This window comes from Achromobacter sp. K91, assembly GCF_003576205.1.
Lineage (GTDB): Bacteria > Pseudomonadota > Gammaproteobacteria > Burkholderiales > Burkholderiaceae_B > Achromobacter > Achromobacter aegrifaciens.
Window position 1 is genome coordinate 23,245 of record NZ_QWFB01000060.1, and the last position, 22,713, is coordinate 45,957.

Genomic DNA, 22,713 nt, shown 5'->3' on the forward strand with positions numbered 1-22,713 from the left:
CGCTGCCGGCTGCGTCAGGCAATGAGATGCAGCCGGCGGCGCTGGGCCAGCCAGGCGGTGAACTCCGCCGCCGGCATGGGCTTGGCGTACAGGTAGCCCTGTTTGGCGTCCACGCCCAGGGTGTCGACGAACACGGCCTCTTCGGTCGTTTCCACGCCCTCGGCGATCACCTTCAGCTCCAGCGTGCGCGCCACCGCGACGATGGCGCGCGCCAGCGCCTGCGACACCGGGTTCTCGTTGACGCCGCGCACGAAGCTCGCGTCCAGCTTGATCGCGTCCAGCGGAATGCGGGCAAGCTGCGACAGCGAGGAATAGCCCGTGCCGAAGTCGTCCAGATGAACGCGCGCGCCCAGTTGCCGGAACTGCTTGATCAGTTCGATGGCGGCGCCTTCGTCGTCGATCAGGCAGCTTTCGGTCAGTTCGATGTCCAGCAGGCAGGGATCCAGGCTGGCGTCGCCGATGGCGCGCATGAAGTCGCTGACCACGCCCTTGTCGTTCAACTGCCGCGCCGACACGTTGATGGCGATGCGGATGTTCAGGCCGTCGCGCTTCCAGGCCGCGGCCTGCCGGGCCGCTTCGCGCATGACCCACACGCCCAGCGGCGAGATCAGGCCCGACTCCTCGGCGTACGGAATGAAGACGGCGGGGCCGACCATGCCGCGCTCCGGCGAGCGCCAGCGCACCAGGGCTTCGACCCCGTCGACCTCGCCGTTGCGGCCGGCCAGCTTGGGCTGGTAGTACAGCATCAGATGGTCTTCGGCCAGCGCCTTGCGCAGGTTGGTGTCCAGCCAGACGTAGTCCGCGTTGCGGCGGTCCATCTCGGGTTGGAATACGCGGTAGGTATGGCGTCCCGCTTCCTTGGCCACATACATGGCGATGTCGGCGCTGCGCACCACGCTGTCCAGGTCGGCGCCGTGGTCGGGATACATGGCGATGCCGATGGAGCAACTGGTGTAGACCTCGATCAGCCCCTGGCGGAAAGGCTCGCGCAGCCGTTCGATGATGCGCTGGGCGGTCGCCTCCAATTCCCAGGTCTGCGCGGCCTCGTGCAGCACGATGAATTCGTCGCCGCCCAACCGCGCCAGGGTCTGGCCTTCGGAGAGGCAGGAGGAAATCGCGACCGCGACCGACTTCAACAGCCGATCGCCGAAGCCGTGGCCGTAGTGGTCGTTGATGCGCTTGAAATTGTCCAGGTCCAGGAACAGCACGCCGCCGCGCCCATCCTGGCCCGCCGCCAACGCCGTCTTCAGCCGCGTGGTGATCGCGTGGCGGTTGGGCAGGTTGGTCAGCATGTCGGTGTTGGCCAGCACCCGCAGGCGCTCCTGCGCCTGGCGTTCCTCGGTGATGTCGGTGCCCGAGCAGATCAGGTAGACGCGCTTTTCGCCGCTGCCGCTGGTGACGAACTTGTTGCGGAACAGGAAGAGGCGCGGTCCCTTGACCGTATTGATGAGGCGCTCGGCCTCGTAGGATTGTCCGCGCTTGTAGAACTCGGCGATATTGCGGCGCGAGGCGATCGCCTCTTCGCGCGTCATGAACATCTCGAACACGCTGCGGCCGATGATGTCCTGCTCGCGCTTGCCGGTGTATTCCTCGCTGAGCTTGTTGAAGCGTTGCACCCGGCCGTTCTGGTCCACGATGACGATGACCGAGTTGGCCTCGGACACGACGGTCTCGGCGAAGGACAGGCCTTCGACCAGATCCTTGGCCACGGATTCGGTATCGGAATGGGCGGACGCGGTGCCGGCCCATTCGTTGGGATTGATCTTGCGGCCCACCAGATGGAGCCGGAGCATGTCGCCGTACAACGAGATGTCGATGCGCACGCTGGAAGTGATGCCCGTCAGGCTGCGTATCGTCTCGGCTTGTTCCGGGCGCAATGCCATTGCGATATTGGCTGCGCCCTTGACTGCTGCAAGTTCGAACGCGTCGCTATCGGCGGACAGACGCCAATACGGACTGTGCGTTCCGAAATGCGTGTACAGAATCGACTTTTCGTCCTGGTCGTCTGTCATTGTTATCCCCCTTCTGCCGTCCCGGGAAGGCCCGCAAACTACATTACGGCCTAGTCTATTCGGGGTCAACCACTGTATACAATCTCGCGAGGGTTTTATTGCGGTTTATTGCGTCCCCTTTGGCGGTTCATAGCGCAAAAGTTTGCATCCACCCTTTTTTCAGTGCGTATTCCCCAGTTTGCGCGCAAGCCTTGTTGCGTCTTTCACGAGCGCGCGCGCAAACAAAATCGCCGGAGGTTCCGGGCGGAACTTCCGGCGGGTGACGTATAGCCACAACTTTAGGGGTATTAATCCCCCTTCACGCCCGCGTCGTCGATGACTTTGGTCCAACGCGCCAGTTCGGCCGACACGCGGGCGCCGGCGTCGGCCGGCGTGGTCCAGGTGGCGATGGCGCCCTGGTTCAGCAGCGAGGCCTGGACCTCAGGCTTGGCCAGGATCTTCTTCAGTTCGCCATTCAAGCGCTGGATCACGGGCGCCGGAGTATTGGCGGGCGCCACGATGCCGAACATCGAACTGACCTCGAAATCCTTCAGGCCGGCTTCGGCCGCGGTCGGCACGTCCGGCAGCGCGTCCACGCGTTGCGCCGACGTCACCGCCAGCGCGCGCAGCTTGCCGGCCTTGATGTTGCCCTGTGCCGCGGGCACGGTCTCGATCATGCTGAGCACCTGCCCGCCCATCAGGTCGGTCATCGCCGGGCCGCTGCCCTTGTAGGGTACGTGCAGTACGTCCACGCCGGCGGTGCGCTTGAACATTTCGGCGGCCAGATGCTGCGGCGAGCCGTTGCCGGCCGAACCCATGGTGATGTACCCGGGCTTGGACTTGGCCAGCGCGATGAACTCGGCCAGCGTTTTCGCCTGCACCGACGGATTCACCACGAACACCAGCGGCACCGTGCCCACGATGGACACCGGCGCGAAGCTCTTCTCCACGTCATAGGTGACGCGGCCGCGGTACAAGGCGGCGTTGATGGAATGGCTGGTCAGCGCGCCCATCAGCAGCGTGTAGCCATCGGGCTGCGCCTTGGCGACCTGGTCGGCGCCGATGTTGCCGGCGGCGCCCGCCCGGTTCTCCACGATCACCGACTGGCCCAGCGCGCCGGTCAGCTCCTGCGCCAGCACGCGGCCGATCACGTCGGTCGCGCCTCCGGGCGGGTACGGCACGATCATGCGGATGGGCTTGTCGGGGTAGGCGTCGGCGGCCAGGGCGGGAGCGGACACGCCGGCGCACAAGGCCAGCAGGGAAAACAACACGGCGCGGCGCGGCCGCAGACGCAGGTCTGACATGTAGGTCTCCTGCCGGGATGAGTATAGGAATGAAACGGACGCCCGGCTCGTCAACCGCGCCAGTGTAGGTTCACCTTCTTGATTGAAGAATCAGAATTTTTCTATCGACTGATCTACATACAGGATCAATTAAAAGGCGCCGATAAATCGCTTGCAGCCACTTTCAAAGGCTGGATATGATGCCGCCATCAGATTATCAATAATATTATCGAGATAAATAATGAAGGACGAGATCAAGAAGGACGCAGCCGCGCCGGGCCCTTTCAGCAGTGACGGCGCCACCGCTCGAGGCGTGGCCCGCGGGCTCACCAACTACGGCGACACCGGCTTTTCGCTGTTCCTGCGCAAGGCCTTCATCAAGGGCGCGGGCTTGACCGACGACGCCTTGTCGCGCCCCATCATAGGCATCGTCAATACGGGCAGCAGCTACAACCCCTGCCATGGCAACGCGCCGCAACTGATCGAAGCGGTCAAGCGCGGCGTCATGCTGGCCGGCGGCCTGCCCATGGACTTTCCCACCATTTCGGTGCACGAGAGCTTCTCCCAGCCCACCAGCATGTACCTGCGCAACCTCATGTCCATGGACACCGAGGAGATGATCCGGGCCCAGCCCATGGACGCGGTGGTATTGATCGGCGGCTGCGACAAGACCGTGCCGGCCCAGCTGATGGGCGCGGCGTCTGCCGGCGTGCCCGCCATCCAGCTGGTCACGGGGTCCATGCTGACCGGCTCGCACCGCGGCGAGCGCGTGGGCGCCTGCACCGACTGCCGCCGCTACTGGGGCCGCTACCGCGCCGAAGAGATCGACGCGGCCGAGATCTCGGACGTGAACAACCAGCTGGTCGCCAGCGTGGGCACCTGTTCCGTGATGGGCACGGCCAGCACCATGGCCTGCATCACCGAAGCCCTGGGCATGATGGTGGCCGGCGGTGCGTCGGCCCCGGCCGTCACCGCCGACCGCGTGCGCGTCGCCGAGAAGACCGGCGCCACGGCGGTCGCCATGGCCGCCTCGCGCCTGACGCCCGACCGCATCCTTACCGGCAAATCCATCGAGAACGCCCTGCGCGTGCTGCTGGCCATCGGCGGCTCCACCAACGGCATCGTGCACCTGACGGCGATCGCCGGCCGCCTGGGCATAGACATCGACCTGGCCGGCCTGGACCGCATCAGCCGCGAAACGCCCGTGCTGGTCGACCTGAAGCCCTCCGGCCAGCACTACATGGAAGACTTCCACCACGCCGGCGGCATGCCAGCCCTGTTGCGCGAGCTGCGCCCCTACCTGCACCTGGACGCGCTGACCGTGTCGGGCCGCACGCTGGGCGAGGAACTCGACGACTCCCCGCCCGCCTTCGCGCAGGACGTGATCCGCACCGCGGCCTCGCCCATCTACCCGGTGGGCGGCCTGGCCGTGCTGCGCGGCAATCTGGCGCCGGGCGGCGCCATCATCAAGCAATCCGCCGCCAATCCCAAGCTGATGGAGCACGAGGGCCGCGCCGTCGTGTTCGAGGACGCCGAGGACATGGCGCGGCGCATCGACGACGAGGCGCTGGATGTCACCGCCGAAGACATCCTGGTGCTCAAGCGCATCGGCCCGACCGGCGCGCCCGGCATGCCCGAAGCCGGCTACATGCCCATCCCCAGGAAGCTGGCGCGCGCCGGCGTGAAGGACATGGTGCGCATCTCCGACGGCCGCATGAGCGGCACCGCCGCCGGCACCATCGTGCTGCACGTCACGCCCGAAGCCGCCATCGGCGGCCCGTTGGCCTACGTGCAGAACGGCGACCGCATCCGCCTGTCGGTGGCCAACCGCGAGATCGCGCTGCTGGTGGACGACGCCGAACTGGCGCGCCGCGCCGCGGCCCAGCCCATCGTCCGCCCCGCCGCCGAACGCGGCTACCGCAAGCTGTTCCTGCAGACCGTGACCCAGGCCGACCAGGGCGTCGACTTCGACTTCCTGCGCGCCGCCGTCACGCGCGACACCGTGCCGAAAAAGTAGGCGGCAAGCCCATGGACGCCATCGCACCCGACTCCATGCCGATGCAGGCCGCGGTCGCCATGCTGGAAGAAGACATCGTCTTCGGCCGGCTGCACCCGCGCCAGCGCCTGACCGAAGATGAACTCATGGCGCGCTTTTCGCTCAAGCGCCATGTGGTGCGCCAGGTCCTGGCCGACCTCGAGGCGCTGGGCGTAGTGGAAAAAAAGCGCAACATCGGCGCGGTCGTGCGCGCATACGCGGTGCGCGAAGTCATGGAGCTGTATGCGCTGCGCCAAATGCTGGAAGTGCATGCCGCCAGCCAGATCCCGCTGCCCGTGCCGCAGGCGCGGCTGGCGGCGCTGGTGGCCGTGCAGCGCGAACACGATGCGGCGGTAGCCGATGGCGACGCGCGCCGCGTGTTCCGCAGCAACCAGCGCTTTCATCGCGAGTTCTTCGGTTTGCTGGACAACGCGGTGCTGGGCCAGGCCATCGAGGAATACGCCCGCCGCACCCACCCCATCCGCTTCGGTTCGCTGGCCGCGGCCGGCTACCGCGAACGCGCCCGCCAGGAACACTGGGCCATGATCCACGCACTGCGGGATGGCGACCGGGAGGGGTTGATGGCGCTGTGCCGGGAGCATCTGCTGCCGTCGCGGGACGCTTATCTGGCGGCGGAACAGGCGCGGCTGGGGGGATAGGCGGCCGCAACCGCCATTCTTGTCCATCGCACGGGAGACCTCGACTTCCGTGCATGGACATGACACCGCTCCCCTCGTTCGTCATGTCCGCTTTCGGGCGGGCCGAGCGATCATTTCAGAACGTCCTATAGCCGCATTGGCAGATGCTGGAACATCTGGCGCCCCGAGCCCGGCATTCTCTATGGCAGCTTCAAGTCCGCGATACTTCCTTTCCAGTTGAACGCTCCGAAGCGAGCACATGCCCTCATTCCAAGCATGCACCATCTGTCTGGCGATCCATTTCCACTGCGGTTCATTCCTGGCCGCTTCTATGATCTCCTTGCCGACCTCCACAGCAGACTCACAGAGCTGTTCGACCATGTCCTGGTAGTCCCTGGGCGAGATATCCAGCCGAGCGGTGCAAAATCGCGAGAGCGCTTTGCCCGGCGACCAGGTCTTCCGGCCAGCCACGGCCAAGCCGGGCGCGCTGCTGAATTGCGGATACGCCTGGGTCGTCACCACGTCATACACCGGCGTGTAGCGCACATCCCCAAGGGTTGAGTAGTACACGGCAATGTTCTTGGCGTGGCAGTCGGAGTTTCGCACGACGTAGTTTGCAAGCGTCTGCCAAGCAAACAGCAAGTTCTGCTGGCGTCTGATGGCAGACGGAATATATGCCCTGGTCGCGCTCAGCGCCCGTTCTGTCGACGGACTGTATTTTTCGTGCGGCGGCAGGCCGAGCAGATTGCAGGCGTCTTCCACCCCATAGGCAGGACGTCCTTCGGTGTCCACATCGAAGCGATCCACCACCAGGATCCGCCCATCCGCGGACATCTGTGTTTGAACCACCGGCACAACGTTCAGGCGTGCGAGCACCTTCAATGTGTAGTGCTCGTTGAAACCCAGGAAGTCGGTAGCCTTATCCGAACCTTTGATGATGTGTTGGGCAGTGCGCAACGTCGTCTTGCCTGTGTCCTTCCCCGCGCCCAACCGTTCTTCTGGTGCAAGAAATTTTGGCACCACGCCTGATACCGCACTACGTGCGTAACGGCGCACCAGCTCTTCAAAAAGGGCAGCGGATTTCTCGGCGGTAAGCAACTCTTCAATGTTCAACGGACTGAGGTCGACACCCGGCGCAGCACCTTCCACCGTCACGGCCACCCGGCCGATACCGGCCGCCCCGACCACGGCCAACAGTGAAAGATCAGTCCCATCCAGAAGAGGGCCGAACAGTTCGCGGATCACGCCGAGCAGATAGCCTTCGGGCAGGTTCTGGCGAAAGAACGGATGCAGATCCCGTGGCCAACGCCACGCTTCTTGACGTACCGGCATCGCCAGACTAACGAAACTGCTGTCCGGAGTGTCCGGCTCATATTGAAGAACATACTCGTCAGCCTCGCGATAGAGCTTGGCGACCTGCTGCCCGAGAACGTACACGTCCAGCCGCATAGCTCACTCTCCGCGTCGCTGTTCAGCAAGTATGTCTTCAACGGTTCGGCCATGGCCGCGCTTTACGAATTTGAGGTCATAACCCGCGGCATCCAGTAAACGAACCAGCGCGGACACACTCATGTCCCCACGCGCCACCGTTTCCATGCGCGTAACCGTCGTACGAGCAACGCCAGCGCGAGAGGCCAGTTCGTCTTGGGAAAGGCGATTCTGCTTACGGACGTTCTTCAGCATTTCCGCCACATCACCTAAAGTCGTCATTTGTAGCCCCTAGGCATCAAAATAAGAACATTCTATCCATTTTGTAGCCCAAAAGGCACAAAATGGATCGCACTAGACTATATGCGCCAGCCAATTATTCCGCCCCAAAGGCTACAAAATCAGGCTGACTCCCGGAATATGAGGCCCAGGGGCCACAAGGATGTGAGCCTCTCGCATCATTCCTCTCTTCGCCATACCTACTCGCACTGCCTAAAATGGAATTCCCGTCCGACATCGGACGAGGGCAAGTTCAATCTGAAGACCGCCCCGCGCGGCCGCTTTGGAGTCGAACATCATGAACACTGCTCCTAGTGATCGTGTTTTCTCCGGATCCATCCCGCAGTTCTACCAGCGGTACATGGTTCCTCTCGTCTTCCAGCCCTATGCCGCAGACATCGCCGCGCGAACGGCGGCGCTGCATCCTGCGGCCGTGCTGGAGATCGCCGCAGGCACAGGCGTAGTGACGCGCCAACTCGCGGAGCAGTTGCCCGCCGGCGCGGCCATCGTCGCCACCGATCTGAACCCGGCCATGCTGGAACAAGCCCAGACGCTGGGCGCAAGCCGCGCCATCACCTGGCGCCAGGCCGACGCCCTTCAGCTACCCTTTGAGGACCAGGCCTTCGATGCCGTGGTGTGCCAGTTCGGCTACATGTTCCTGCCGGACAAGGCTGCGGCCTACGCCGAAGCGCGCCGGGTCTTGCGGCCGGGCGGCGCCTTCCTGTTCAACGTCTGGGACCGCATCGAGGACAACGCGTTTGCCGATACGGTGGAACAGGCCCTGGCGCGGCTGTTCCCCGGTGATCCTCCCAGGTTCATGAGCCGGATTCCGCATGGTTATTACGACGCGGCCGTCATCAGAGCCGACCTGGCCCGCGCCGGATTCACCGGCCGCCAGACGCTGGAAACCATTGCATTCGAAAGCCGCGCCGACACGCCGCAGACGGCTGCAATCGCCTATTGCCAGGGCACGCCGCTGCGCAACGAGATCGAGGCCCGCGGCGCGGACATGCTGGGGCAGGCGGTCCATGCCGCGACCGATGCGCTGCGTGCGCGCTATGGCGCGGGGCCCATCGCAGGAAAGATCCAGGCGCATGTGATCACGGCGCCGCGCGGCGCATAGCTGCGCGACGGCCGCGCGATGAACCGGCGGCGGGCGGCCGTTTGTCCCGCCGCGCCGTCCCGGTTAAGCTTGCAACCTTCTCCCCTTCCACCGGAGCACTCAGAGTGAACAAGTAAATGCCGGGATGCCCACGCATCTTGCCCCCCTCGCTGCCTGGCGCGCGAGCCGCATTGCTTGTTCGATTCTGATGTCTTGCAGGACCTGGCCCCTATCGGCGCGCCGCGTCCTGCTCCCTTCAGGCACAGGCTCGCGGATCGCGTGTCCATCGGCAGTTTTCCCCTTTTGACAGAAGGAAAACGCAATGCCTGCGACTGACAACAACGCCATCGATATCTATCAACACAACCGCGCCGCCTGGGACCGCCAGGCCGCGCAGCAATGCGCCTGGTCGCAACCGGTCGGCCCCGAAACGATCGAGGCCGCGCGCCGCGGAGACTGGCAGGTGCACATCACGCCGCGCGCCCTGCCCGCGGATTGGCTGCCGGCGATGTATCCGGTTCCGCGCATCCTGTGCCTGGCCTCCGCCGGCGGCCAACAGGCGCCCGTGCTGGCCGCGGCCGGCGCGGACGTGACCGTGTTCGACGCTTCGCCGCTGCAACTGGCCCAGGACGACATGGTCGCGCGCCGCGACAGCCTGGCGCTCGCAACCGTGCAGGGAGACATGCGGGATCTCTCGGCATTCGCCGACGCGTCCTTCGACTGCATCGTGCATCCGATCTCCAACCTGTACGTGCCCGACGTGCGGCCTGTTTGGCGGGAGTGCTTCAGGGTGCTGAAGCATGGCGGCAGGCTGCTCAGCAGCTTCTACAACCCGGTCGTGTTCGTCGGCGACCGCGCGCCGGAACTGGCCGAGCAGGGCCTGATCCGGCCGCGCTTCCGGCTGCCCTACTCGGACCTGCGCGACCTGAGCGCATCGGAACTGGCGGAAAAGCAGGGCCGGGGCGACGCGCTGGTGTTCGGGCACAGCCTGGACGAACAGATCGGCGGCCAGCTGGAAGCCGGGTTCCTGCTGAAGGGGTTTTATGAAGATGAACAGCCCCAGCCGCGCTTCCTGATCGACCGCTTCCTGCCGACGTTCCTGGCCACATACGCAGTCAAGCCCTAAAGATCAAGGGGCGTCCCCTGGACGCCCCTGCCACCTCACTTGAACGGATTGGCGTCCGCGCCGTAGGCGCTGCCCCCGTAGCCGCTGCCCCCGACCTCCAGCGAGACCGAACTCGGGTCGACCACCGCAGCCGTCCCCTTGTAGTGCATCACCATGCCCGGGAAGGCCATCACCGCGGCCACCATCAGCAGCTGGATCACGATGAACGGCACCGAGCCCCAGTAGATCTGCCCCGTCGTGACCGGCTCGATCATCTTGCCCGTGACCCGGTCCTTGTAGCGGTCCCGTGGCGCCACCGACCGCAGGTAGAACAGCGCGAATCCGAACGGCGGATGCATGAACGAGGTCTGCATGTTGACGGCCAGGATCACGCCGAACCAGATCAGGTCGATGCCCAGCTTGTCGGCCACCGGCCCCAGCAGCGGCACGATGATGAACGCCAGTTCGAAGAAGTCCAGGAAGAATGCCAGCACGAAGGTCAGGATGCTGACCACGATCAGGAAGCCCCACTGTCCGCCCGGCAGGCCGGTCAGCAGATGCTCGACCCACAGGTCGCCGTTGACGGCGCGGAAGGTCAAGCCGAACACGGTGGAACCCACCAGGATGAACACGACGAAGCAAGACAGCTTGGTGGTCGTGTCCATGGCCTGCTTGAGCAGGTCCAGCGACAGGCGGCGGCGCGCCACCGCCATCAGGATGGCGCCCACCGCGCCCATGGCGCCGCCTTCGGTCGGCGTGGCCACGCCGATGAAGATGGTGCCCAGCACCAGGAAGATCAGCGCCAGCGGCGGGATCATCACGAAGGTCACGCGCTCGGCCAGGGCCGACAGCAGGCCCAGGCCCAGCGCCTTGTTCACCAGCGCGATGACGAAGGCGGTCGCGCCCCAGAACAGCAGCGCCACCACGATGCGCTCATCCATCGGCGCGGTGTGGTTCTCGACCCAGCGGCCCAGAAAGTATGCCGACACGGCGGAAATCGTCATCAGCACCAGCAGCGAACGTCCGCCCCGGCCACCATTCGGCTCCTGGAAGCGGCGAGCCTCTTCCGGCAGCGCGGGCGCCGAATCCGGCTTCAGCAGGCTCATGATGACGACATAGACGATGTACAGGCCGGCCAGGATGAAGCCCGGCACCATGGCGGCGCGGTAGATGTCGCCGATGGAACGTCCAAGCTGGTCCGCCAGGATGATGAGCACGAGCGAAGGCGGAATGATCTGCGACAAGGTGCCGGACGCGGCGATCACGCCGCTGGCCAGCTTGCGGTCATAGCCGTTGCGCAACATGATCGGCAGCGAGATCAGGCCCATGGAAATGACCGACGCCGACACCACGCCCGTGGTCGCGGCCAGCATCGCGCCCACGAACACCACCGCGATGGCCAGGCCGCCGCGGATCGAGCCGAACAGCTGGCCTATGGTCTCCAACAGGTCCTCGGCCATGCCGGATCGCTCCAGTACCAGGCCCATCAGCGTGAAGAACGGCACCGCCAGCAGCGTGTCGTTGGAAATGATGCCGAACACGCGCTGCGGCAGCGCCTGGAACAGCGAGGAGTTGAGCAGGCCCAGCTCCATGCCGACCAGGCCGAACAGGATGCCGTTGGCCGCCAGCGCGAACGCCACCGGAAAGCCCAACAGTAGAAAGATGATCAGCGTCGCGAACATGATCGGCGCCAGATTGGCAATGAGAAACTCCATGATCAGCGACCCTTGTTGTTCAGTTCGTTCTGCGCGGCCGCCTCGCGCGCCTGCGCTTCGCGGGCGATTTCCTCGGCCAGTTCTTCTTCCGCGCTCTTGGCTCCCTCGCGTTCGCGCGGGTCGCGGCAACGTCCCATCAGGAAGCCCACGCACTTGATCAGATGCGACAGCCCGGCCAGCACCAGCAGCGCGAAGCCCACCGGAATCAGCAGCTTCACCGGCCAGCGGATCAGTCCGCCCGAATTGGAGGAATATTCGTTGCTGAGGTACGAATCCATGAACACCGGCCAGGACAGGTACATGATCAGCAGGCAGGCCGGCATCAGGAAGAACAGCACGCCGAAGATCTCGATCCCGATCTGCGCGCGGCGCGACAGCCGCGACGCAATGATGTCCACCCTGACGTGGTCGTTTTTCAGCAGGGTGTAGCCTGCGGTCAGCAGGAACATGGCGCCGAACATGTACCACTGCAGCTCCAGCCAGGCGTTGGAGCTGTCGTGGAATATCTTGCGCATGATGGCGTTTCCGGCGCTGACCAGCACAACCAGCAGCGTGACCCAGGACACGGCCCGGCCCATGCGTAGATTGATCGCGTCTATGCCACGCGACAAGGCGAGTAGTGCTTGCATCTGTTTTCCCCAGAATCGTTTCTAATCACGCACCTGCCCCACATTCAGCCCGTGGTGCCCCGGGCTTGAACCCATCAATCGTCTTCGCGGTGGTGGCGCAGCCAGGGCGTCAGGCGCCGTTCCAGCCACACCAGCAAGGCAAACAGCAGCATGCCCATCAGGGCCAGCACGAAGATCGCGGCGAACACCCGCACCGTGTCGAAGGTGCCCTGGGCACTCATGATCACGTAGCCCAAACCGCGCTGCGAGGACACGAACTCGCCCACGATGGCGCCCACCAGCGCCAGCGAAATCGAGACCTTCATGCCCGCCAGGATCGAAGGCAACGCGCTGGGCAGCCGCACCTTGAAGAAGAAATCGCGCCGCGAACCCTTCAGCACGCGCCCCAGGTCCAGCACGTCCTGCGGCACCGAGCGCAGGCCATGGACGGTGTCCACGATCATCGCGAACACGGCGATCAGGAAGGCGATGGCGATCTTGGGTTCCGCGCCCGTGCCCATCCAGATCACGAACAGCGGCGCGATGGCGACCTTGGGCACGCTGTTCAGCGCCACGATCAGGGGATAGATGAAGCGTTCGAACCAGCGCGACCCCACCAGCATGACGGCAATCGCCACCCCGGCCACCACTGCCAGCGCAAAGCCCGCCAGCGTGGTCATCAGTGTGTAGGCGGCGTGGCCGGCATACCAGCTCCATTCCGCGGCCAGCTCCAGCGCCACCTGGCCGGGCAGCGGCAGCATGATGGCGCGTACATGGAAGATCCGCGCGGCGGCTTCCCACAGCAGCAGGAAGACCAGCACCGACACCAATCCGGCCATGCGCCGGCCCGCCCCTTTCAAGAGCGCGCTCATTGGACGGACTCCAGTCCGGACGCGGCGCGCGCGCCCTCATCTATCAGGCCCATGCTCTGGAACATGCCGCGGATGTGCCGCACGTATTCGCCGAATTGCGGTGTCTCGCGCAACGCCAGCGGCCGGGGCCGCGGCAGGTCGATTTCTATGGTTTCGAGGATCCGGCCCGGGCGCGGCGAGAACACCATCACCACGTCGCCCAGGAATACCGCCTCGGCGATGCCGTGCGTCACGAACAACACCGTGTTGCGAGTTTCCATCCAGATCCGCTGCAGCTCGACGTTCATCTGGTCGCGCGTCAGCGCGTCCAGCGCGCCGAACGGTTCGTCCATGAGCAGCAGCTTCGGATCGTCCACCAGCGCCCGGCAGATGGCGGCGCGCTGCCGCATGCCGCCGGACAGTTCGCGCGGATAGCTTTCGGCAAACTTTTCCAGCCCGGTCAGGGCCAGCAGCGCGCGCACCTTGTCGGCATAGGCGGCCACCGGCTTGTGCGCAAACTCCACCGGCAGCAGGATGTTGCGGCGCACGTTGCGCCACTCCAGCAGCGCGTCGCGCTGGAACACCATGCCCATGCCGTCCGGCGGCCCCTGCACGGGCACGCCCTCCACCCGCAGCTCGCCGCTGGAAACGGTCTCCAGCCCGGCCACGCAACGCAGAAAGGTGCTCTTGCCGCAGCCGCTGGGTCCCAGGATGCTGACGAAGCGGCCGCGCGGCACGTCGACCGACACCGACGCCAGCGCTTCCACCCCCGCCGCGCCGGGGTAGCGCTTGCGCACGTCCGTTGCGGACACGGCCCACTGCGTCATGGTTGCACCAGGCTGTCGTAGCGTTCCGGATGCACCAGGTCGGGCGCATAGAACGTGGCGGGCTGCGCGCTGGCGCTGATCAGCCCGACCGTCGACAAGGTGGCGACGGCCTGCGTCCAGTCCTGCGGCACGATGGCGCCCAGCCGCGCGCCCGCCGCCGGCTGGCCGAAATACGGCTGCAAGGCGTCGATCTGCCCGCGCAGCACCTTCTTGTCCAACCGGGCCTGCGGCCGCTGCGCCAGGATGGCGGCGACCGCCTCGTCCTGGTGACCGGCGTAGATGTACTCCCAGGCCCGCGCGCTGACGCTCGCAAAGCGCGCGATGGCGTCGCGCCGCTGCGCCAGCTTGGACTCATTGGCGAACAGGCCGAAACTGGGCATGTTCAGGCCGAAATCGGCGAAGCGCACCGCGCTGGACGGGCGATTCTGCGACACCACGGGCAGGAAGAACGGAATGGTGGAGAATGCCGCGTCGGCCCGCCCCACGGCATAGGTCGACGCCTTGCTGGCGGCGTCCACGTTGATCAGTTCCAGGTCGCTCTTCTTGAGCTTGCCCGCGGCCAGGAAGGCATCGATGAACGGCGCTTCCAAGGAGCCCGCCGTATAGGCCACCTTCTTGCCCTTGAGCTGCGCCGGGCCGGTGATGCCGGCATCGGACGGCACCAGCAGCCCGATGTCGCTCTGCCTGGCGAACACAGCCACGGCCTTGACCGGCATGCCTTTCTCGCGGGCGATCATGGCCGAGGCCAGGGCGGCATGCCCCAGATCGAAGCTGTCGCCGGCGCCAACGATCTGCACCGTCGTCACGGATCCATTGCCGTCCTCCAGCGTCACGTCCAGGCCGGCCTGCTTGTACCAGCCCTTCTGCTGCGCCAGATGGAATGCGCCGTGCACGCCCCAGGGAGTCCAGTCCAGCCGCACCTTCAAAGGCTCCAAACCCTGGGACCAGGCGGGCGCGCTGAGCGCGACAGCAGCCAGGCCCAACAACGCGTTGCGCCAGTTTCTTGCGAATACCGCGAGCATGATTTTCCCCGTTATGTGCCGACACAGCGCGGCCGCGCCCCGCGGCCGCTGGTACCCCGCGTGTTCAGCCGCCGCGGCCGAACCACCGCTTGATGCGCGCCCACAGCACGCTGAAGAACATGGCTGTGGGATTGAAGCTGGCCTGGACCGGCGCCTCACCCGCGGCAGCGGGTCGGCGCAGTCTGGCCGTGACGTTGTTGCCGAAGTCCGCGATCATGCGGCGCACGAAGTCCTGCACCAGGCCCGAACGCGAAAACTGCGCCAGCGGCCCCTGCAGCGAATACAGCAGGTTCACGTGGACCTGCGTCTCGTTGGCCGACAGCGCCTCCAGGCGATACGTGATGTCGCCGTTGGCGCGCGACTGGCTGAGCGAGTCCTGCCCCGCGCCGCGAAACACCGCCTGCATGGCCGCGTCGTCGCGTTCCAGGCGGGCCGCGCCATTGAAGGCGGCGGACATGGGGCCGAACTTGATCGCGATCTTGCCCTTGACCCGGTCGCCTTCGTGTTCCTCGATCGACGCGCCCGGCAGGCAGCTGGCCAGGGCTGGCAGGTCCACCATGAAGGCCCAGACGTCCGCAGCCGGGAAAGGCACCTTGAAGCCGCCGTCGATCTGGCTGCCACGGCCCTCTTTCTTGCCTTCCTTCTTACCGGCCGGGGCTGCGGCCGGCGCCGGCGCCGCAGCGGCGCTTGCGGCCGGCTGGCTGGCCGACGCTGGCGTGAACCCCGCGAACGCCACCGGTTTTTCCGCTGCTGGCGCGGCGCCCCGGCCCTGCGCCTGAGCGGCGCGCAGCGTCTCTACCGCGGGGTCGGGCTGTTCCCTGAGTTCGGCCAGCACCGACATGACGGCGGCGACGATGCCCATGTATCCGGTGCAGCGGCACAGATTGCCGGACAGCTCCACACGCACCCGGCCTTCGTCCGCATCCGGCAGGCGCAGCACGATATCGCGCGAGGTCGCCAGCATGCCCGGGGTGCAATAGCCGCATTGCAGGGCGTGGTGTTTGGTAAAGGCGGCGCGCAGCCGCTGCATCACCGGATCGGCGTCATAGCCTTCGATGGTGGTCACCTGCCGGCCTTCGCAGGCCACCGCGAACGAGATACAGGAGCGCACCGGTGCGCCATCCACCAGCACCGTGCAGGCGCCGCAGACGCCGTGCTCGCAGCCAAGATGGGTGCCGGTCAGGCGTGCCTGATCCCGCAGGAAATCCCCCAGATGCATGCGCGCGGGCGCCTCGTGCGATACGCGCTTGCCGTTTACTTCCAATGTCACCTGAACCATGCTCATTCCTGTCAACCCAAGGCCTGCGCCAGGCAGCGCGTCACCGCGGTCCCGTGCAGCTTGCGATGGTGTTCATCCTTGTCCTGCATGACCCCGGCCAGCTCGCTGGCCAGCAGCGCTTCATCCAGGCCCGCCAGCCCCTGCTGCGCGATGCGCGCGGCCAGTTGGGGCAGCAATCTGGGCGCGCCGTCCAGGGCCCCCACCGCGATGCGCGCCGTCTTCGAGGACGGATCGAACCACGCGGCGCAGCTGGCCTCGGCGAACTCGCCGGTCTTGCGGCAGAACTTGTAGTAGCCCCAGCGCGCCTGCGGCCCGGCTTCCGGGATGTGCACGGCGGCGATCAGCTCGTCTTCGCGCAGCCCGGTGGTATAGGCGCCCTGCATGTAGTCTTCCGCCGGCAGCATGCGCACGCCGTCCGGCCCCGCGATCTCCAGCGTCGCGCCCAGGCCGACCACGGTCAGCACCCAGTCGGCCGCCGGATCGGCATGCGCCAGGCTGCCGCCCAGCGTGCCGCGGTTGCGGATGGCGCGATAGGCGATGCCCGGCGCCACCTGCTGCATGGGCGTGCCGCGCAGCAGTTCGTGCACGCCGTCCTCGATCTCGGCATGGGTCACGGCCGCGCCGACGCGCAGCTTGCCGTTCTGGCGCGAAACCGTGCGCAGTTCGGACAGGCCGGAGATGTCGATGACGACGGGCGGACGCGCCAGGCGCAGGTTCAACATGGGGCCCAGCGATTGGCCGCCGGCCATGAGCTTGGCGCGGCCCTCGTGTCCACGCAGCGCCCGCAAGGCGTCCTGCAGGGTGTCCGGGCGGGAGTATTCGAATGCAGCGGCCTTCATGCCGTCACCTCCGCGGCAACGGTGGCGGTCTTGCGGCTGCCCTGAGCGATGGCGGCCAGCACCCGGGTCGGAGACAGCGGCGTGCGCAGCAGTTCAGCCGCGCCCAACGGCCGCAGCGCGTCGTTGACCGCGTTGAACAGCACCGCCGGCGGCGCGATGGCGCCGCCCTCGCCCATGCCCTTGGCGCCGAACTCGGTATGCGGCGACGGCGTCTCGAAGTGATGCAGGCGCATGTTCGGAACCTCGGTGGCCCCAGGCAGCATATAGTCCGCCAGGGTCGAAGCCAGCGGCTGGCCATTGTCGTCGTAAGGCGTTTCCTCGTAGAACGCGGTGCCTATGCCCTGGGCCACGCCGCCTATGGTCTGGCCTTCGACCACCATGGGGTTGATCATGGTCCCGCAGTCCTCCACCACCACATAATCCAGGATCTCCACGCCGCCCGTGCCCGGGTCCACCGCTACCACCGCCGCGTGGGTGGCATAGGTGAAACAGCCGGTGTCGACCTTGGGCTTGTAGCCCACGGTGACTTCCAGGCCGGCGGGGTCCACGTCGGACGGCAGCAATTGCGGCCGCAAGTACCAGGCGTCGGCCACGTCCTTGACCGACACCGACTTGCCGCCGGCTTCCAGCCGGTCGCCATTCCAGGCCACGTTGGCGGGATCAGCCTGCAGCAGATGCGCGCCGATATGCGTGAGCCGCGGCAGCAGGCGCTTGCAGGCCTGCGACACGGCGCCGCCGGACATCACCAGCGAGCGCGAAGCGTAGGTGCCGGTGGAGAACGGCGTCTGGCCGGTGTCGCCATGCAGCAGCTTGATGCTGGCCACGTCCACGCCCAGGATTTCATTGGCGATCTGGGCGAAGGTGGTCTCCATGCCCTGCCCGTGCGAATGCACGCCGACCCGCAGTTCCAGCCCGCCGTCCGGCGTGACCCGCGCGGTGGCTTGGTCAAAGCCCGGTATCACGGGCGTGCCCCAGGCCGCGAACACCGAGGTGCCGTGCGCGGCCTGTTCGGTGTACGTCGCCAGCCCCACGCCAATGAGGCGGCCGTCGGCCTCGCCCTGGCGCTGGCGTTCGCGGATCGCGTCCACCCTTATCATGTCCATGGCCTGTTGCAGGCTGGCGGGATAATCGCCGCTGTCCAGGTGCTTGCCGGTGACGTTGACGTAGGGCATCTGCTCGCCCTGCACCAGGTTTTCCTGGCGGATTTCCCAAGGCTCGCGTCCGACCTCGCGGGCGATCGCGTCCATCGTCAATTCCATGGCGAAGCACACGCCCGTGCGCGCCACGCCGCGATACGGCACGAAGCCCGGCTTGTTGGTGGCCACCGCCCGCGTCACGCAGCGATAGCCCTTGAATGCATACGGTCCCGGCAGGTTGCCGATGGCCTGGCCCGGTTCCAGGCCGATGGTGAACGGCCAGACCGAATAGGCCCCGCCGTCGATGGTGATCTTGGCGTCCAACGCCAGCAGCTTGCCGCGGCGATCCGCGTAGGCCACCATTTCATAATGGTGCTCGCGCGAATTGGCGCCCGCGGTCAGGTGTTCGCGGCGGTCTTCGATGAAGCGGAACGGCTTCTTGAAGGTCTTGGCCAGCCAGGCCACGCACAGCTCTTCCTGCTGCAGCACGCACTTGTAGCCGAAGGCGCCGCCCACGTCCGGCGACACCACCCGCACCCGGCCCTGCTCCAGGTCCAGGCACTGGGCCAGCACGCTGCGGATCATATGGGGCACCTGGGTCGCGCTGACCACCACCAGCTGGTCGGCCTGGTGGTCCCAGTAGGCCAGCACCGCCTTGCCTTCCATCGGCACCATGCATTGCCGCGACAGGTCGATCTTGCGGCGCACGACCACGTCCGCCTGCGCTGCCAGCTCATCGAACTGCTTGTCGACATTGAGGGTGACGAAGACGTTGTCGCGCCACTGCTCGTGCACGAAATCGCCCTGGGCCGCCTGGGCGCTGACGACGTCCGCATACACCGGCAGGTCGTCGTAGTCGACCTCGATCATCTCGGCGTAGTCCTCGGCTTCGGCGCGGGTCGGCGCGAACACCATGGCCACGGGCTCGCCCACGAAGCGCACCTTGCCCGAGGCCAGCGGCGGCTGGGCCGACACCTGGTAGCTGGGCAAGGTGGAATCCGCCACGATGTCGCGCGCATCGGCCATGGCCTGACGCACAAACGCCTTGTCCGCGATCTGCTCGGCCACGCGCACCGAAGCGATGCGCGCATGCGCCAGCGGACTGCGCAGGAAGGCCACCTCGCAGAGACCGGGCATGGCCATGTCGGCCACGAAATTGCCCTTGCCGTGCAGATGGCGCGCGTCCTCCTTGCGCGGCACCCGCGCGCCCACTCCCTGCGGCTTGCCTGGCCGGCCGTGCGTATCGGCGTTTGCTGTCGTCATGACTACCCTTTATCTCCTGTTAGTGTCCTGTCCCGTAGATGCGTCCGCATGACGAAATTCCTCCATGAGCGTCGGGGCTAGGCGCAAACCGCAGCGATACCCGAAGGTATCGCGAGGATTTGCAACGACGCCCTGACGCTCATGGGGGGATTTCGTGCGGGCGTATCTGCGGGGCAGGACACTGGTTACTTGGCCTGGGCCTTCGCCACGGCGGCGAAGGTGTAGTTGTCCAACGGGCTTTCAGCCACCCGGAACCAAGCCGCCTGCTCGGCCTGGAATTTCTTCCAATCGGGGAAGATGGCGGCGAAGTCCGGGTTCTTGGCCGAGAGTTCGGCCCACAGTTCCTGCGAGGCGTTGTACGCCGCGTCCATCACTTCCTTGGGAAAGAAACTGACCTTGGCGCCGCCGGCAATCAGCTTGCGCAGCGCCAGCGGATTGCGCGCATCGTAGTTGGCCAGCATGCGCATGGTCTGCTCGCCGGCCGCCGCCTCGAACGCTGCCTGGTAGGCCGGCGGCAGGGCTTCCCATGCCTTGTCGTGCACCATGCTGGTGATCGAGGCGCTGCCTTCGAACCAGCCCGGCGAGTAGTAGTACGGCGCCACCTTGTTGAAGCCCAGTTTCTCGTCGTCGTAGGGGCCGATCCATTCGGCCGCGTCGATGGTGCCCTTTTCCAGCGCGGGATAGATGTCGCCCGGCGGGATCTGCTGCGGCACCGCGCCCAGCTTGGACAGCACCATGCCGCCGATGCCGCCGATGCGCATGTTCAGGCCCTTCAGGTCGGCGACCGACTTGATCTCCTTGCGGTACCAGCCGCCCATCTGCACGCCGACGTTGCCACAGACGTGGTTGACGATGTTGTACTTCTTATAGAGCGCGCGCAGCATCTTCAAGCCGCCGCCGTAGGCGATCCAGGCGTTATGCTGGCGCGCGCTCAGGCCGAAGGACAGGCCGGTGTCGAACGTCAGGGCGGTGTTCTTGCCGATGTAGGCCGTGCTCAGCACGTGGTTGCATTCCACCGTGCCATTGCTGACCGCGTCCATGTTCTGCGCCGCGGGCACCAGTTCGCCGCCGGGAAAGGCGCGGATCTCGAACTTGCCGTCGGTCAGCTGCGCCACGCGCTTGCAGAGTTCTTCGGCCGAGCCGTAGATAGTGTCCAGGCTCTTGGGCCAGCTGGTGGACATGCGCCAGCGCACCGACGGCGCGGATTGCGCGACGGCGGGCATGCCCACGGTGGCGAGGCCCGCGCCGGCTGCGCCGGCGGCTTGTGCGAGGAAACGGCGTCGTTGCATTCATTGCTCCCGATCTGGTTCGATTGAGTCCCCTTGGACCCGCCTCAACTCATGCCAACGCCACTCGCGTACATCCGAAAAAAACGTTAGCACACTGAATTGTTGATCAGCATACTGACAGTAATTTTGAGTGTCAACAAGGTAAATCCCCACTGCCGACGCCCGCGAAACGCCTGGGTTTCCACTCATTCCGGCGGTTTTTTTTCACGGGTCCGAGGGCTATTTGCGGGTACTCCTTACATATAGCGGACGGTCGCGATTGCACGCCGCGAACGCCGTGCATAATAGGCCCGCGCCGCCGCCCTTCGACCCGCCGTCTGTCGGGGAAATCCCTAGCTCCTGACTTGTTTTTTTAGGCAGTACACTGACGACAATTACTCAGCATACTGACGAGCGAGTTGATATGAACTGGATCCGCATTGCCTCTACCGACCAACTGACCGAAGACGACGAGGTGATCCCCGTCGCCGCCGGCGAAAAGCAGCTTGCGCTGTATCGCATCGAAGGCGAGTTCCACGCCTCCGACAATGTCTGTACCCACGCCTACGCGCTGCTGTCCGACGGCTATCTGGAAGACGGCTGCATCGAATGCCCGCTCCACCAGGCCAAATTCGACATCCGCACCGGCCAGGCCATGTGCGCGCCCGCCACCACTGGCATCCGCATCTATCCGGTCAAGGTCGAAGGCCAGGACATCTATGCCAACCTGCAAGGCTGACCATGGCTGACGCAGACCCGATCCTCATCATCGGCGCCGGCCAGACCGGCGCGGTGGCGGCGGCCACGCTGCGCGGCCTGGGCCATGCCGGCCCCATCACGCTGATCGGCCAGGAAGCGCACGCGCCCTATGAGCGCCCGCCCCTGTCCAAGGACGTGCTGCAAAGCCCCGGCGCGCATGGCCAGACCGCTGTGCACCCCCAAGACTTCTATGCGCAGCAAGGCGTCACCCTGCTGACCGGCATGCAGGCCTTGCGGATCGACGCTGCCAACCGTCTGGTCGAACTGGCCGACGGCCGCAGCCTCCCCTATAGCCGCTGCCTGCTCGCCACCGGCGGGCGGGCGCGCGAACTGCCCAGCCTGCCGCGCGGCACGCCGGGCGTGCATTACATCAGGACGCTGGACGATGCCGCGGCGCTGCGCGCCGCCCTCGCGCCGCAGGCGCGCGTGGCCGTCATCGGCGGCGGCTTCCTGGGCCTGGAGGTGGCGTCCACTGCGCGCGTCCTGGGCGCCGCAGTCACCGTGCTGGAAAGCGCGCCCCGCTTGCTGGAACGCGTGCTGCCCGCGGCCCTGTCGGATTGGCTGGCCGAACGCGCCCGCCACGCCGGCGTGGACCTGCGCCTGGACGCGCGCATCGCGCGCACCGACTGGCAGCCCCATGCGGATGCCGCTGTGCGGCATCAGGCGCGCTTCAATATAGAACTGCAAGACGCTTCCTCTATCGAGGCCGACGTCGTGGTGGTGGCCATCGGCCTGGTGCCCGACGTATCGCTGGCCGCACAAGCCGGTCTGGCGCTGGATCCCGCCAATGGCGGCATCGCGGTGGACGCCGCCTGCCGTAGCAGCGACCCAAATATATATGCGGCCGGCGATTGCGCCAGCCAGCACCGGCGTCACCTGAACATGGCGCTGCGGCTGGAATCCTGGCAGAACGCCAACGAACAGGCGCGCGCGGCCGCGGCCGGCATGCTGGACCAGCCCGCGCCGGCCGAGCCCTATCCGTGGTTCTGGACGGACCAATATGGCTGCAACGTACAGATGTTGGGCCTGCCCCAGCCGGACCTCGTCTATGCCTGCCGCGGCGTGCCCCAGGCGCAGGCCGAGGCGCCCAAGTTCATCTGGCTTGGCCACCGCGACGGCGTGCCGGTGCATGCCATCGCCATCAACGCCGGCGGCGACCTGCGCCAGCTGCGCGTGCTGTTCGAACAAGGCATCGCCATCGATCCCGAGCGCTATGCCGACGAGACCGTGGCGCTCAAGCCGCTGGTGAAAGCCTGCCAGCAAAACGCCGCCGCGTCCTGACCCC

At 66.1% G+C, this 22,713-nt stretch carries 19 protein-coding genes; 6 read left to right on the forward strand and 13 right to left on the reverse strand.

The genetic code is table 11. The features are described from left to right. Positions 1-14: 14 nt before the first annotated feature. A complete protein-coding gene (gene pdeR / locus DXK93_RS27850) occupies positions 15-2,012 on the reverse strand; it encodes a cyclic di-GMP phosphodiesterase (protein ID WP_119451802.1) in 1,998 nt (665 codons plus the stop codon). Between the two features lie 287 nt (positions 2,013-2,299). After that, positions 2,300-3,295 (reverse strand): tripartite tricarboxylate transporter substrate binding protein, encoded by a 996-nt coding sequence (locus DXK93_RS27855; RefSeq protein WP_054459082.1) that lies wholly within the window; start codon positions 3,293-3,295, stop codon positions 2,300-2,302. A 220-nt stretch (positions 3,296-3,515) separates the two neighbouring features. Here DXK93_RS27855 and DXK93_RS27860 point away from each other — a divergent pair, with 220 nt between their 5' ends. Then, positions 3,516-5,291, forward strand: a complete 1,776-nt coding sequence (locus DXK93_RS27860) for an IlvD/Edd family dehydratase (protein ID WP_199728342.1) — start codon at positions 3,516-3,518, stop codon at positions 5,289-5,291. 11 nt (positions 5,292-5,302) lie between these two features. Continuing rightward, positions 5,303-5,968, forward strand: a complete 666-nt coding sequence (locus DXK93_RS27865) for a GntR family transcriptional regulator (RefSeq protein ID WP_119451803.1) — start codon at positions 5,303-5,305, stop codon at positions 5,966-5,968. An 81-nt stretch (positions 5,969-6,049) separates the two neighbouring features. Here DXK93_RS27865 and DXK93_RS27870 read toward each other — a convergent pair whose 3' ends face one another. Together DXK93_RS27870 and DXK93_RS27875 are read right to left on the reverse strand one after the other, a co-directional pair. Next, positions 6,050-7,396, reverse strand: coding sequence for a type II toxin-antitoxin system HipA family toxin (locus DXK93_RS27870; RefSeq protein WP_119451804.1), 1,347 nt, complete (start codon positions 7,394-7,396; stop codon positions 6,050-6,052). A 3-nt stretch (positions 7,397-7,399) separates the two neighbouring features. After that, a complete protein-coding gene (locus DXK93_RS27875) occupies positions 7,400-7,657 on the reverse strand; it encodes a helix-turn-helix transcriptional regulator (protein ID WP_013393124.1) in 258 nt (85 codons plus the stop codon). A gap of 295 nt (positions 7,658-7,952) precedes the next feature. On the opposite strand from DXK93_RS27875, the gene DXK93_RS27880 reads away from it, so the two are divergent. Both DXK93_RS27880 and DXK93_RS27885 read left to right on the forward strand, forming a co-directional pair. Further along, entirely contained in the window at positions 7,953-8,777 is an 825-nt protein-coding gene (locus DXK93_RS27880; RefSeq protein ID WP_119451805.1) for a class I SAM-dependent methyltransferase, read from the forward strand. Positions 8,778-9,078: 301 nt separating this feature from the next. After that, entirely contained in the window at positions 9,079-9,882 is an 804-nt protein-coding gene (locus DXK93_RS27885) for a class I SAM-dependent methyltransferase (protein ID WP_119451806.1), read from the forward strand. A gap of 35 nt (positions 9,883-9,917) precedes the next feature. Here the strand turns inward: DXK93_RS27885 and DXK93_RS27890 are convergent, their stop codons facing one another. The 9 genes from DXK93_RS27890 to DXK93_RS27930 form a co-directional block, all read right to left on the reverse strand. Next, on the reverse strand, positions 9,918-11,576 hold the full coding sequence (locus tag DXK93_RS27890) for a TRAP transporter large permease subunit (protein ID WP_054459071.1): 1,659 nt from the start codon (positions 11,574-11,576) through the stop codon (positions 9,918-9,920). A gap of 2 nt (positions 11,577-11,578) precedes the next feature. Further along, positions 11,579-12,205, reverse strand: coding sequence for a TRAP transporter small permease subunit (locus DXK93_RS27895; protein WP_054459069.1), 627 nt, complete (start codon positions 12,203-12,205; stop codon positions 11,579-11,581). Between the two features lie 74 nt (positions 12,206-12,279). After that, complete coding sequence (locus DXK93_RS27900) at positions 12,280-13,056, reverse strand: ABC transporter permease (RefSeq protein WP_054459065.1); 777 nt, start codon at positions 13,054-13,056, stop codon at positions 12,280-12,282. Next, a complete protein-coding gene (locus DXK93_RS27905; protein WP_054459062.1) occupies positions 13,053-13,862 on the reverse strand; it encodes an ABC transporter ATP-binding protein in 810 nt (269 codons plus the stop codon). Before DXK93_RS27905 ends, DXK93_RS27900 begins: the two co-directional genes overlap by 4 nt. Continuing rightward, a complete protein-coding gene (locus tag DXK93_RS27910) occupies positions 13,859-14,884 on the reverse strand; it encodes an ABC transporter substrate-binding protein (RefSeq protein WP_119451807.1) in 1,026 nt (341 codons plus the stop codon). Before DXK93_RS27910 ends, DXK93_RS27905 begins: the two co-directional genes overlap by 4 nt. A gap of 64 nt (positions 14,885-14,948) precedes the next feature. Next, positions 14,949-16,169 carry a 2Fe-2S iron-sulfur cluster-binding protein gene (locus tag DXK93_RS27915; protein WP_119451808.1) on the reverse strand — a complete coding sequence of 407 codons (1,221 nt, stop codon included), beginning with the start codon at positions 16,167-16,169 and terminating at the stop codon, positions 14,949-14,951. Between the two features lie 5 nt (positions 16,170-16,174). After that, positions 16,175-17,002, reverse strand: a complete 828-nt coding sequence (locus DXK93_RS27920) for a xanthine dehydrogenase family protein subunit M (RefSeq protein WP_119451809.1) — start codon at positions 17,000-17,002, stop codon at positions 16,175-16,177. Then, the gene (locus DXK93_RS27925; protein WP_119451810.1) at positions 16,999-19,401 is read right to left on the reverse strand and encodes a xanthine dehydrogenase family protein molybdopterin-binding subunit; all 2,403 of its coding nucleotides are present in this window, start codon (positions 19,399-19,401) and stop codon (positions 16,999-17,001) included. The genes DXK93_RS27920 and DXK93_RS27925 overlap by 4 nt, the downstream gene beginning before the upstream one ends. Positions 19,402-19,586: 185 nt before the next feature. Further along, positions 19,587-20,690 (reverse strand): TRAP transporter substrate-binding protein, encoded by a 1,104-nt coding sequence (locus DXK93_RS27930; protein ID WP_054459047.1) that lies wholly within the window; start codon positions 20,688-20,690, stop codon positions 19,587-19,589. A gap of 403 nt (positions 20,691-21,093) precedes the next feature. Here DXK93_RS27930 and DXK93_RS27935 point away from each other — a divergent pair, with 403 nt between their 5' ends. Next, positions 21,094-21,408, forward strand: coding sequence for a non-heme iron oxygenase ferredoxin subunit (locus tag DXK93_RS27935; protein ID WP_054459045.1), 315 nt, complete (start codon positions 21,094-21,096; stop codon positions 21,406-21,408). Positions 21,409-21,410: 2 nt separating this feature from the next. Beyond that, positions 21,411-22,709: an NAD(P)/FAD-dependent oxidoreductase gene (locus tag DXK93_RS27940; RefSeq protein ID WP_119451811.1), complete on the forward strand. Its 1,299-nt coding sequence runs from the start codon at positions 21,411-21,413 to the stop codon at positions 22,707-22,709. The last annotated feature ends 4 nt before the right edge of the window (positions 22,710-22,713 follow it).